The organism is Lysobacter enzymogenes (assembly GCF_900106525.1).
In the GTDB taxonomy this organism is placed as follows: Bacteria; Pseudomonadota; Gammaproteobacteria; order Xanthomonadales; family Xanthomonadaceae; genus Lysobacter; species Lysobacter enzymogenes.
The window spans coordinates 653,461-666,259 of record NZ_FNOG01000001.1; the positions used below are offsets into that span (position 1 = coordinate 653,461).

General features: G+C 68.9%; 10 protein-coding genes. 6 read left to right on the forward strand and 4 right to left on the reverse strand.

The genetic code is table 11. The annotated features are described in order from the left end of the window. Nucleotides 1-343 precede the first annotated feature (343 nt). Together secA and BLU84_RS02870 are read left to right on the forward strand one after the other, a co-directional pair. Nucleotides 344-3,067, forward strand: coding sequence for a preprotein translocase subunit SecA (gene secA / locus BLU84_RS02865; RefSeq protein WP_074862658.1), 2,724 nt, complete (start codon nt 344-346; stop codon nt 3,065-3,067). A gap of 88 nt (nt 3,068-3,155) precedes the next feature. Further along, a complete protein-coding gene (locus BLU84_RS02870; protein WP_074863302.1) occupies nt 3,156-4,118 on the forward strand; it encodes a Nudix family hydrolase in 963 nt (320 codons plus the stop codon). A gap of 179 nt (nt 4,119-4,297) precedes the next feature. On the opposite strand, the gene coaE is transcribed toward BLU84_RS02870, so the two are convergent. From coaE to pilB, 4 genes are read right to left on the reverse strand one after another with little or no spacing between them, the layout of a single operon-like run. Continuing rightward, complete coding sequence (gene coaE / locus BLU84_RS02875; protein ID WP_074862660.1) at nt 4,298-4,912, reverse strand: dephospho-CoA kinase; 615 nt, start codon at nt 4,910-4,912, stop codon at nt 4,298-4,300. Continuing rightward, a complete protein-coding gene (locus tag BLU84_RS02880; RefSeq protein ID WP_074862663.1) occupies nt 4,912-5,799 on the reverse strand; it encodes a prepilin peptidase in 888 nt (295 codons plus the stop codon). Before BLU84_RS02880 ends, coaE begins: the two co-directional genes overlap by 1 nt. A 19-nt stretch (nt 5,800-5,818) precedes the next feature. After that, nucleotides 5,819-7,087 (reverse strand): type II secretion system F family protein, encoded by a 1,269-nt coding sequence (locus BLU84_RS02885; protein WP_074862666.1) that lies wholly within the window; start codon nt 7,085-7,087, stop codon nt 5,819-5,821. 3 nt (nt 7,088-7,090) lie between these two features. After that, nucleotides 7,091-8,818, reverse strand: coding sequence for a type IV-A pilus assembly ATPase PilB (gene pilB, locus BLU84_RS02890; RefSeq protein ID WP_074862669.1), 1,728 nt, complete (start codon nt 8,816-8,818; stop codon nt 7,091-7,093). A 134-nt stretch (nt 8,819-8,952) separates the two neighbouring features. Here pilB and BLU84_RS02895 point away from each other — a divergent pair, with 134 nt between their 5' ends. From BLU84_RS02895 to BLU84_RS02910, 4 genes are read left to right on the forward strand one after another with little or no spacing between them, the layout of a single operon-like run. Beyond that, nucleotides 8,953-9,921, forward strand: a complete 969-nt coding sequence (locus BLU84_RS02895; RefSeq protein WP_083382268.1) for a glycosyltransferase family 2 protein — start codon at nt 8,953-8,955, stop codon at nt 9,919-9,921. Continuing rightward, on the forward strand, nt 9,912-10,613 hold the full coding sequence (locus BLU84_RS02900; RefSeq protein WP_083382269.1) for a class I SAM-dependent methyltransferase: 702 nt from the start codon (nt 9,912-9,914) through the stop codon (nt 10,611-10,613). Before BLU84_RS02895 ends, BLU84_RS02900 begins: the two co-directional genes overlap by 10 nt. Next, nucleotides 10,603-11,463, forward strand: coding sequence for a hypothetical protein (locus BLU84_RS02905; protein WP_074862675.1), 861 nt, complete (start codon nt 10,603-10,605; stop codon nt 11,461-11,463). The genes BLU84_RS02900 and BLU84_RS02905 overlap by 11 nt, the downstream gene beginning before the upstream one ends. Further along, entirely contained in the window at nt 11,460-12,632 is a 1,173-nt protein-coding gene (locus BLU84_RS02910) for a glycosyltransferase (RefSeq protein ID WP_074862678.1), read from the forward strand. The genes BLU84_RS02905 and BLU84_RS02910 overlap by 4 nt, the downstream gene beginning before the upstream one ends. The last annotated feature ends 167 nt before the right edge of the window (nt 12,633-12,799 follow it).

Below are 12,799 nucleotides of genomic sequence, written 5' to 3' on the forward strand. Positions count from 1 at the left end.
GCGGTCCGCTGAACGCCGGCCGCTCCTGCGGCCGGCCGGGTGTGCAACTCGCCGTCGGGACCGACCCGCGAACTGTGGAATTGGGCAAAGTCCCACATTCCCCCGTCGCTTTTCCCCCTTGATACCGTTCAGGTCGCCCCCCACGCTAGAATGCGTGTGGCCAAAGACCAGGCTCGATCCGAATCGGGGGCGCATGGCGCCCCCGATCGCGTTTCAGGGCCCCGAACAGGGGCGCGGACGCGGCGATCGGGCGGTCTGCTGGATTCCTGGGGAACTTGCCGGCGGCAACGCGCTCTTAACACGTCCCGCCTGTGCAACCCCGTTCGCTTTACACGGACCCGTCATGCTCAACAGCTTGCTTACCCGCGTTTTCGGCAGCCGCAACGATCGCCTGCTGCGCCAACTGCAACGATCTGTCGTCAAGATCAATGCGCTAGAAGCGGAGATGGAAAAACTCTCCGACGCCCAGCTGCAGGCCAAGACGCCGGAGTTCCAGAAGCGCATCGCCGACGGCGAATCGCTCGACAAGCTGTTGCCCGAAGCGTTCGCGGTCTGCCGCGAAGCGTCCAAGCGCGTGCTGGGCATGCGCCATTACGACGTGCAGATGATCGGCGGCATGGTCCTGCACCTGGGCAAGATCGCCGAGATGCGCACCGGCGAAGGCAAGACCCTGGTCGGCACGCTGCCGGTCTACCTCAACGCCCTGGAAGGCAAGGGCACCCACGTGGTCACCGTCAACGACTACCTGGCCCGGCGCGACTCGGCCTGGATGGGCAAGCTCTACAACTGGCTCGGCCTGAGCGTGGGCGTGGTGTATCCGGGCATGAACCATGCCGACAAGCACGCCGCCTACGCCAGCGACATCACCTACGGCACCAACAACGAATTCGGCTTCGACTACCTGCGCGACAACATGGCGCTGTCGAAGGACGACCGCTTCCAGCGCGGCCTGCACTACGCCATCGTCGACGAAGTCGACTCGATCCTGATCGACGAAGCGCGCACCCCGCTGATCATCTCCGGCCCGGCCGACGAGTCGCCGGAGCTGTACATCAAGGTCAACCGCATCGTCCCCACGCTGACCCGCCAGGAGAAGGAAGACGGCGACGGCGATTACTGGGTCGACGAGAAGGGCAAGCAGGTGCACCTGTCCGAAGCCGGCCAGGAACACGCCGAAGCGCTGCTGCGCAAGGCCGGCATCATCGGCGACGAAGAATCGCTGTACGCGGGCCAGAACATCTCGGTCGTGCACCACCTCAACGCGGCGCTGCGCGCGCACGCGATCTACCAGCGCGACGTCGATTACATCGTGCGCGACGGCGAGGTGGTGATCGTCGACGAATTCACCGGCCGCACCCTGACCGGCCGACGCTGGTCCGACGGCCTGCACCAGGCGGTGGAAGCGAAGGAAGGCGTGCCGGTCCAGCGCGAGAACCAGACGCTGGCGAGCATCACCTTCCAGAACCTGTTCCGCATGTACAAGAAGCTGGCCGGCATGACCGGTACGGCGGACACCGAGGCCTACGAATTCCAGAGCATCTACGGCCTGGAAGTGATCGTGATCCCGACCAACCGTCCGGCCCAGCGCAAGGACCATTCCGACCAGGTCTTCCTCAACCGCAACGGCAAATACCGCGCGGTGCTGGCCGAGATCCAGGCCGCGCACGAGCGCGGCCAGCCGGTGCTGGTCGGCACGACTTCGATCGAAGTGTCGGAAATGCTGAGCCAGCAGCTCACGGCCGCCGGCGTGCACCATGAGGTGCTCAACGCCAAGCAGCACGAGCGCGAGGCCAACATCATCGCCCAGGCCGGCCGGCCGGGCGCGATCACCATCGCCACCAACATGGCCGGCCGCGGCACCGACATCGTGCTCGGCGGCTCGCTGGAATCCGAACTGGCCGACCTGGCCGCGCAGAACAACGGCGAGCCGGTCGACGAGGTCACCCACAAGCGCCTGAAGGGCGAGTGGCAGCAGCGCCACGACGCGGTCAAGGCCTCCGGCGGCCTGCACATCATCGGCACCGAACGCCACGAATCGCGCCGCATCGACAACCAGTTGCGCGGCCGCGCCGGCCGCCAGGGCGACCCGGGTTCCTCGCGCTTCTATCTGTCGCTGGAAGACAACCTGATGCGTATCTTCGCCGCCGACTGGGTGCAGAAGGTGATGGCGCGCATGGGCCTGAAGGAAGACGACATCATCGAAAGCCCGCTGGTGACCAAGCAGATCGCCAACGCGCAGCGCAAGGTCGAGGCCCACAACTTCGACATCCGCAAGAACCTGCTCGACTTCGACGACGTCAACAACGACCAGCGCAAGGTCATCTACGGCCAGCGCGACGAGCTGCTGGAAGCCGAGAGCGTGCAGGAGAACGTCGACGGCATCCGCGGCGACGTGGTCGCCGAGACGGTGCAGCGCCACGTGCCGGCCGATTCGATCGACGAGCAGTGGGATCTGCCGGGCCTGCAGACCGCGCTGGCCTCCGACTTCGGCGTGCAGGTGCCGCTGGTGGAGACCGCGGCCAAGGCCGAGGAGCTCGACGCCGAGGCGATCGGGCGCCAGGTGCAGGAGGCGGTGGACGCGCACTTCGCCGCGCGCGAGCAGCAGCTCGGTCCGGAAACCATGCGCATGCTGGAAAAGCACATCATGCTCAACGTGCTCGACCAGAACTGGAAGGAGCATCTGGCGCGCATGGATTACCTGCGCCAGGGCATCCACCTGCGCGGTTACGCGCAGAAGCAGCCCAAGCAGGAATACAAGAAGGAAGCCTTCGAGCTGTTCTCGGAGATGCTCGACAAGGTCAAGCGCGAGGTGGTGACGATCCTGGCGCGCGTGCGCATCCAGAGCGAGGAAGAGATCGCCGCGCTGGAGCAGCAGGAACGCGCCCAGGCCGAGGCTCAGCTGCGCCAGATGCAGTTCCAGCACGCCAGCGCCGGCGGTTTCGGCGCCGACGAGGAAGCCGAGCAGGTGCAGCTGTCGGAAGACGCCTTCGCCAATGTCGGCCGCAACGATCCCTGCCCCTGCGGCAGCGGCAAGAAGTACAAGCATTGCCATGGGCAGTTGGGCTGAGCAGCCCGGCGGCCGCAGCGCGGGCGAAGGACGCCGCGACGGCGCCGGGCCCGGGGATGCGGACGCCGGCGCTTCGGCCGACGCGGAGGTGCCGCGACCACGTTCGCGCGTGGTCGAGGTCGTCGCCGGCGTCATCCGCGACGCCCGCGGCCGGGTGCTGCTGACCCGGCGCACCGAAGGGCGCGACCTGGCCGGCCTGTGGGAATTCCCCGGCGGCAAGCGCGAGCCGGGCGAAACGCCCGAGGCGGCGCTGAGCCGCGAACTGCACGAAGAGCTGGGCATCGACAGCGAGATCGGCGCCGAGCTGATCCGGGTGCCGCAGATCTATCCCGACAAACGCCTGGTGCTGGACGTGCGCGAAGTGCGCGCCTGGCGCGGCAGCGCGCGCGGGCGCGAGGGGCAGGCCCTGGCCTGGGTGCCACCGCATAAGCTGGCCAGCTACGCGATGCCGCCGGCCGACCGGCCGGTGGTGGCGGCGCTGGAGCAACCCGACCGGTATCTGGTGACGCCCGAGCCCGGCGACGACGACGAAGCCTGGCTGGCCGCGCTGGCCGCCGCTTTAGCCGCGGGCGTCAAGCGCGTGCAATTGCGCGCGCCGGCCCTGAGCGCGGCCGATCCCGCGCGCTGGCACCGGCTAGCCGCCGCCGCGGCCAAGCGTGGCCGGGCGGCCAAGGCCGAGCTGCTGATCAACGCCGATCTGAACCTGGCGCGCGAGCTGGGCGTGGGCGCGCACCTGCGCGCGGCGCAACTGCGCGGGCTGAGCGAGCGCCCGCTGCCGGCGGAACTGCCGCTGGCGGCGTCCTGCCACGACGCCCGCGAGCTGCAGGCGGCGCAGGCCCTGGGCTGCGATTTCGCCGTGGTCGGTTCGATCAAGCCTACGCCGAGCCATCCCAGCGTGCTGGGGATCGGCTGGGAAGCGTTCGCGGCGCTGCGCGAATCGGTGTCGCTGCCGATCTACGCCATCGGCGGGCTCGGCGCGCAGGATCTGGCCGATGCGCGCCGGCATGGCGCCCAAGGCGTGGCGGCGATCCGGAGCCTGTGGCCGGCGTGATTGGAGGGGCGGGGGCTTGGGCCTCGCCTGATCGAAAAGCATCGGGCCTGAAGGCCCTCCCACAAAAGCCAACGCCCGCCCGCAACGATGCGATGGCGGGCGAGCGGCGGCTGTAGGAGGGTCTTCGCTGTTGTGGGAGGGCCTTCAGGCCCGACGCCTTTGTGCCAGCCGCTGCGCGCTCAACCCGCTGCCGCAGCCATCGCCCGATAGCGCCGATCCAGGGCTTCCACCTGCGCCTGCAGCGCTTCGAGCGGCCCGTCGTTGACCACGATGTCGTCCGCCACCGCCAGCCGCGCCTCGCGCGTGGCCTGGGCGGCGATCATGCGCGCGGCCAGTTCGGCGTCGATGCGGTCGCGTTGCATCACCCGCGTCTGTTGCACCTCGGTGGGGACATCGACCACCAGCACCCGGTCCAGCCAGGGATAGGCCTCGCGGCCGCCCTCGGCCAGCAGCGGGATCGCGGCGATCGCGTAGGCGCCCGGCGCCTGCGCGCATTGCGCCTGCAGCATCGCCCGCACGCGCGGGTGGACGATGGCTTCCAGCCGCTTGCGCGCGGCCGCGTCGGCGAACACCAGGCGGCGCATCGCCGCTCGGTCCAGGCCGCCGTCGGCGGCGAGTATTTGCGGGCCGAACGTCGCGGCGACTTCGGCCAAGCCGTCGCTGCCGGGCGCCACCGCGGCGCGCGCGGCCAGATCGGCATCGGCGACGACGATGCCCAGCGCTTCGAAGCGCCGGGTCGCTTCGCTCTTGCCCGAAGCCACGCCGCCGGTGACGCCGACGCAGAAGCCGGCCATCAGCCCAGTCCGGAGTAGGACAGGTAGGCCTGCAGCAGGCTTTCGCCCCAGAAGAACACGATCCAGCCGGCGATGGCCAGATAGGGCCCGAACGGAATCGGGATGCCCATGTCGCGGCCCTTGATCGCGAGCCAGATCGAGCCGATCACCGCGCCGACCAGGGACGACATCAGGATGACCGGCAGCACGCCCTTGAGCCCGACCCAGGCGCCGATCGCGGCGAGCAGCTTGAAGTCGCCGCCGCCCATGCCGTCGCGCGGGTCTTTGACCCGTTTGACCACTACCTGGTACTGCCGGTAGATCCAGTTCAACAGCCACAGGCTGCCGTAGCCGGCGATCGCGCCGAGCACGGCCGGCTTGACCGGGAAATACAGGTTGTCGCTGGCGGCGATGATGCCCAGCCACATCAAGGGCAGGGTGAGCTTGTCGGGCAGGTACTGCGTGCGCAGGTCGATGCCCGACAGGATGATCAGGAAGCTGGTGAACACCATCGCCCCGAAGCCCTGCCAGCCGAAGCCGAAGCGGGCGACGCAGGCGAGGATCAGCAGCATCGTCAGCAGCTCGACCGCCGGGTACTGCATCGAGATCGGGGTCTTGCAGTAACGGCAGCGCCCGCGCAGCGCGAGGTAGCTGAACAGCGGAATGTTCTCGAACCAGGCAAGCTGGTGCTTGCAGTGCGGGCAGTGCGAACGCTCGACCACGATGCCGGGCGGCGGCGGGTCGTAGACCTCCGGCAGCTCCAGGGCCTCGCGCGAATCCTTCTTCCACTCCCACTCCAGCCGCTTGGGCAGGCGCAGGATGACCACGTTGTAGAAACTGCCGAGCAGCAGCCCGAAACCGGCCGCGAGCGGGTACCCGAGGCCGGGGTTCTGATCTAGGAATGCCATGCGGTGAGGATATCGCCGATCAGATCGTCGCTGCCAGCTTGAAGATCGGCAGGTACATCGCCACCACCATGCCGCCGACGATGACGCCCAGGATGATCATGATCAGCGGTTCCAGCAGGCTCGACAGCGCGTCGACGGCGTTGTTGACCTCCTGCTCGTAGAACTCGGCGACCTTGACCAGCATGGTGTCGAGCGCGCCGGCCTCTTCGCCGATCGCGGTCATCTGGATCACCATGTGCGGGAACAGGTTGACCTGCTTCATCGCCATGTTGACCTGGTAGCCGACCGAGACGTCGTCGCGGATGCGATAGACCGCTTTTTCGTAGACCACGTTGCCGGTGGCGCCGGCGACGGTGTCCAGCGCTTCCACCAGCGGCACGCCGGCGCGGAAGGTCACCGCCAGGGTGCGGGCGAAGCGCGCGACCGCGGCGTTGTGCAGAATCTGCCCGACCACCGGGATCTTCAGCATCGCCCGGTCGAGGAAATGGGCGAAGGCCGGGGATCGGTTCTTGGCCATGATGAAGGCCACCACCGCGCCGACCAGCATCAGCAGTATCGCCCACCACCACTGGATCATGAAGTCGCTCATGCCGATGACCATCAGCGTGAACGCCGGCAGGTCGGCGCCGAAGCTCTTGAACGTGGCCTGGAACTGCGGCACCACGAAGATCAGCAGGATCGCGCTGACCAGGATCGCCACCGCGACCACCGTGGCCGGGTAGAACAGCGCCTTCTTGATCTTGCCCTTCAAGGTTTCGATGTTTTCCTTGTAGGTCGCGACCGTGTCGAGCACGGTTTCCAGCACACCGGCCGATTCGCCGGCCTTGACCAGGTTGCGGTAGAGCTCGTCGAACTGGACCGGGTGCTTGCTCATTGCCTCGTACAGCGACAGACCGCTTTCCAGGTCCGCGCGGATGGCGTTGAGCAGCTTCCTCATGCGCGGGTTCTTGTGGCCCTCGCCGATGATCTCCAGCGAGGTCACGATCGGCACGCCCGACTTCATCATCGTGGCGATCTGGCGGCTGAAGATGGCGATGTCGCCGGGGGTGATGCGCTTGCCGGAGGCGCCGAACAGCGGCTTGCCCTTGGGCTTCACCACATTGGGCGTGATGCCCTGGCGGCGCAGCTCGGCGCGCAGCAGGTGGGCGTTCTTGGCCGCCTGCTCGCCCTTCATCTTGATGCCGCGCTTGTCGGTGCCCTGCCAGACGAACATTTCCAGGGGATTTTCGCGACGGACCGGGGGGGCGGTCTTGGTGGCGGCGCGAGTGGCGGATCGGGTCGCGGACATGGGTTAGTCCTTGGTTACGCGGTTGATTTCGGCCAGGCTGGTGACGCCGTTGAGCGCCTTGACCAGGGCCGAGCGGCGCAGATCGCGCACGCCCGACCGCGTGGCGGCGGCGGCGATCTGCATCGCGTTGCCGCCTTCGAGCACGATCGCCTGGATTTCTTCGGTCATCGGCATGACCTGGTAGATGCCGGTACGGCCCTTATACCCCTCGGTGCAGTCGGGGCAGCCGACCGGTTCGAACAGGGTGATGCCGGCGGCGACTTCTTCGGGGGTGAAACCTTCGGCCAGCAGCGCGTGCTCGGGCAGATGAACCTCGCGCTTGCAGTCGTGCAGGCGTCGGGCCAGGCGCTGGGCGATCACCAAGGTCACCGAGGAGGTGATGTTGTACGGCGCCACGCCCATGTTCATGAGGCGCGCGATGGTCTGCGGGGCGTCGTTGGTGTGCAGCGTGGACAGCACCATGTGGCCGGTCTGCGCGGCCTTGATGGCGATTTCGGCGGTCTCCAGGTCGCGGATTTCGCCGACCATGATCACGTCCGGATCCTGGCGCAGGAAGCTGCGCAGCGCGGCGGCGAACGTCATGCCGCGCTTGACGTTCATCTGCACCTGGTTGATGCCCGGCACGCGGATTTCGACCGGGTCTTCGACCGTGGAGATGTTGCGCTGATCGTCGTTGAGGATGTTGAGCGCGGTGTACAGCGACACGGTCTTGCCCGAGCCGGTCGGGCCGGTCACCAGGACCATGCCGTAGGGCTTGACCACCGCGTTGACGAACAAATCGCGCTGATCGTCCTCGTAGCCGAGCTTCTCGATGCCCAGCCGCGCGGCCGAGCCGTCGAGGATACGCAGCACGATCTTCTCGCCGAACAGGGTCGGCAAGGTGCTCATGCGGAAGTCGATCTGCTTGGTCTTGGACAGGTTGAGCTTGATGCGGCCGTCCTGCGGCACGCGCTTCTCGGCGATGTCCAGCTGCGCCATGACCTTCAGGCGCGCGGCGATGCGCGAGTGCAGCTTGTTGGGCACCTTGGCGACCTGCTTGAGCAGGCCGTCGATGCGCAGGCGCACGCGGTATTCGGTTTCGTAGGGCTCGAAGTGGATGTCCGAGGCGCCGCGGCGGATCGCGTCGACCAGCACCTTGTTGACGAACTTCACCACCGGGGTGTCGTCGCCCTTGGCGTCGATGCCGCTGTCGCCGCCGGCGGACAGGCCCTCGTCGTCCTTGCCGACTTCCAGGGTGTCCAGGCCCTCGCCGTCGCCGGTGGCGTCGCCCAGGGTGTCGTTGGTGTCCATCCAGCGGTCGAGCGTGGACTTGATCAGGTCTTCGTCGACCAGGATCGCCTCGATCACCAGGTTGGTCTGGAACTTGATCTCGTCGAGCGCGCGGCTGTTGGTCGGGTCGGCCAGGCCGATGAACAACTTGTTGCCGCGTTTGAACAGGGGCAGGGCGTTGTGCTTGCGGACCAGTTCTTCGCTGATCAGGCGCGAGGCCGACTGGGCCGGATCCATCGCGGAGGCGTCGAACAGCGGCACGCCGAACTCGATGGAGTTGGCGGCGGCGAGCTGGGCCGAGGTGGCCAGGCGGTTCTCAGCCAGGTATGAGGCCAGCGGCTTGCGCTCGGCGCTGGCCGCGGCCATGGCTTCGCGGGCCTTGACCTCGTCCAGGGCGCCATCCATGACCAAACGCCGGGCAATGCCGGTGATTCCCACCAGGTTGGCAGTAGCGGTGGACATCTCAGCCCTCAGTTTTCCCCACCCTGACTTTACCGCAATCTCAGGTCGTGGCGAGCGGAACGGCGTCGCTATTCTGCGGTCGGCCCATGTCGGGTCCAACCGGGACAAGGTATCCTCCGCCACGGGGAGGTGGCATGTCTATTTCTATCGTTTTGCCGGCCAAGAACGAGTCGGAGGGGCTACGCCGTACCTTGCCGGCGCTGCGTGCGGCGCTGCCGGACGCGGAAATCATCGTGGTGGACGACGGTTCGACCGACGACACCACCCAAGTCGCTGCCGGGCTCGGCGCCAAGGTGCTGCGCTCGCCGTATTCGATGGGCAACGGCGCGGCGATCAAGCGCGGCGCGCGCGCCGCGCGCGGCGAGGTGATCGTGTTCATGGACGCCGACGGCCAGCACGACCCGGCCCATATCCAACTGTTGCTGGCCGAGCTCGACCGCGGCTACGACATGGCCGTGGGCGCGCGCAACGCCAGCGGCCAGGCCAGCGTCGGCCGCGGCGCCGCCAACGCGCTGTACAACCGGCTGGCCAGCTGGATGACCGGACACAAGGTCCAGGACCTGACCTCGGGCTTCCGCGCGGTGCGCGCGGGCAAGTTCCGCGAGTTCCTGCATTTGTTGCCGAACGGTTTCAGCTATCCGACCACCAGCACGATGGCGTTCTTCCGCAGCGCCTACCCGGTGACCTACGTGCCCATCGACGTGGCCAAGCGGGTCGGCACGCAGAGCCACATCCGTCCGCTGCGCGACGGCGTGCGCTTCTTGCTGATCATCTTCAAGATCGCCACGCTGTATTCGCCGTTGAAGCTGTTCGCGCCGACCGCGGTGACCTTCGCCCTGCTGGGCCTGGGCCACTACGCCTGGACTTTCGCCACCCAGGGCCGCTTCACCAACATGAGCGCGCTGATGCTGAGCGCGGCGGTGATCGTGTTCCTGATCGGTCTGGTGTCGGAGCAGATCACCGGTCTGACCTATCTGCACGGGCGCGACGCGGCGTCCGGTCCCAGCGAGGACGAGCCGGCCGGGAGCGATCCTCTCAAGGCCGCACCTCTCAAGAACGATGCCCTCAGGAGCGACGCTCTCGGGAGCGGCGAATGGCAGTAGCCGATGGTCGCGGCGGGCTGCGTGCCCGCTTCCGTGGCTATTCGGGCGCGCGTCCGGACGTGGTGCGCTTGCTCCCGCCCGAAACCAGGCGGGTGCTGGACGTAGGCTGCGGTGCCGGCATGAGCGCTGCGCTGATCCGCGAGCGCTGTCCGCAAGTGCGCGTGGTCGGCGTGGAGCCGTCGCCGGAATTGGCCGAGCACGCGCGCGGCCAGCTGGACGAAGTGCTGCAAGGCCGCATCGACGATCCCGAGACGATACGCGCGCTGGCCGCGCAAGCGCCGTTCGACGCGATCGTCTGCGCCGACGTGCTCGAGCACGTGGCCGAGCCGCTGCCGGTGCTGCAGGCCCTGGTCGGGCGTCTGGCCGAAGGCGGTTGCGTGATCACCAGCCTGCCCAACGTTCGTCATCTTTCCACTTTCATTGCGCTCGGATTGCTCGGCACCTGGCCGGCGCGCGAACGCGGCATCCACGACCGCACCCACCTGCGCTTCTTCGCCCGCCGCGACATCCTGCGATTGGGCGCGCAGGCCGGGCTCAGCGCGCGCGCCGAACGCCGCAACGTGCGCCTGATCGAATCCAAGGCCTGGAGCCTGGTGCCGGCCAAATTGCTGGATTTCTGGCCGTTCCGCGGCTTCGTGACCTTCCAGTACCTGCACCGCTGGGTGCGGGCCGACCGCGGTCATGGCGGTTGATGCGCGCAAGGCCTGGCGGCTGGGCCTCGGATACGCCCTGGCCGTAGCGGCGCTGCTGTTCGCGGCGCGCTACCTGGGCGTGCAGGGGCCGCAGTTCTGGCAGGCGCTGCAGGCGATCGCGCCGGAACGCTTGGCGCTGGCCTTCGTACTGTTCGCGGCCTCTCTGGCGATCAACGCCGGCGCGTTCGCGCTCGCCAACCGGGCCTTCGCCGCGCCGGCGCGCGGCGGGTTACTGGCCGGAGTGTGGCTGGCGACGTTGTTGGCGAAGTACGTGCCGATCGGGGTCGGGCACGTCTTGGGGCGCGGCCTGTCGCTGGCGCGCTTCGGCGTGCCTGCGCGCACGAGCGTGATCGTCGGCGTGCTCGAACAGGGCTTCTCGCTGGCGCTTTGCGCGGGCATCGCGGCGGCGGCGTATGCGCTCGACCGCGGTTTCGGCCTGGGGTTGTGGGTCGCGGCGGCGGTGGCGGCCGCGCTGGCGCTGGCCGCGGCGCTGTGGGCGCTGCGCGCGCGCACGCCGGTGCGGGCCGCGCCGCTGGCAGCGTCGCTGGCGGGCTATGCCTTGGCGATGGCGCCGTATGCAGGCGCCTATCTGGTGCTGGTCGCGCCGGCCGATGCGCTGAAGTTCGTGCAGGCCTTGTTCGCCGGCACCGTCGCCGGGGTGTTGGCGATCCTGGCGCCGGGCGGGTTGGGCGTGCGCGAATCGGTGGTCGCCTCGATGTCCGGCGCGGCCGCGGCGAGCGCGGTGCTGGCCGGAACGGTCGCGGCGCGGGCGCTGATCCTGGCCAGCGAGTGCGCCGGAACGCTGGCCGGACGGATCTTGATGCGCCGCGCGCAGCAGGGCGGGGCATGAGCGCGCCGACCCTGATCGTCGCTGGATTGCGCGCCTCGGGTTCGGGCTATCCCAATGCCGAACAGACCTTGCTGCAGTTGCAAGCGCACGATGTCGCGCGACTGCGCGACCTGGGCAAGCCGCTGCCGCCGCAGCTGCATCTGTGGAAGCTGCGCGGGCTGTCGCCGCTGCGGCAGCTGTGGACGTTGGCGCGCCTGGGACTGGGCAATCTGCTCAGCCTGCTGCGCGTGCTGCTCGCCGCGCGCGGCCGCGCGGTGCCGGTGTACGTGCCGTATCCGAGCCTGTTCTTCATGTGGCTGGCGTCCTGGCTGCCGGCGCGGCTGCGCCCGCGCTGCATCGTCGATGCCTACATCTCGATCTGGGATTCGATGTTCCGCGACCGCGCGCGCGGCGGCGATTCGGCCGCTTCGCGCCGGGTCCGGCGGATCGAGGCGCGGGCGCTGCGTGCGGCGGCGGTGGTGCTGGTGGACACCGAAGCCAACCGGCAGGCGATGATCGACGACTTCGGCCTGGACCCGCAGCGAGTGCGCTCGCTGCCGCTGGCGATCGACAGCGACGCGTTCCTGGCGATCGACGATGCCGCGGCGCGCGGCGACGGCCCGCTGCGGGTCTTGTTCGTCGGCACCCTGATCCCGCTGCACGGCGTGCCGGCGATCGTCGATGCGGTGCGGCGGCTGTCGGCCGATCCGGCACAGCGCGGGCGGTTCGCGTTCCGCTTCGTCGGCGACGGCCAGCTCGGCCCGGCGCTGGAGGCGTTCATCGCCGAACAGGCCGCCGCCGGCGGCGACGGCGCGCGGATCGACTGGGTGCGCGACTGGCAGCCGCTCAGCGCGCTGGCGCAGGAAATCGCCGCCGCCGATATCTGCCTGGGCGTGTTCGGCGGCGACGGCAAGGCGGCGCGGGTGCTGCCGTTCAAGCTGTACATGTACCTCGCCGCCGGGCGCGCGGTGGTCAGCCAGGCGAAGTCGTCGCTGCCGCAGGGCGCGCCGCCGCCGCCGCTGATCGCGGTGGCGTCGGCCGACGGCGCCGAACTGGCGCGCGCGCTGGCGGCCTTGGCCGACGACCCCGCGCGCCGCGTCGCGCTGGGCCGGCAGGCGCGGGAGTATTTCCACGCGCATCTGGCGCCGGCCCGGCTGATGGCGTTGTGGCGCGGGCTGCTGGCGCCGTAGCGGGCGCCGGGGCGTGCGCGGTTTCATGGGAAAATAGCCGGCGCACCGGGCCAGGGGGACGGCCTGGAGCGGACGTTGGGGCGCGCGGCGACGCGGCCCGCGCAGCCGGCGACGGCGCGGCTTCGGCCGCGATCGAGACTATGTGCGAGCGGCTCGCGCGACGAGCC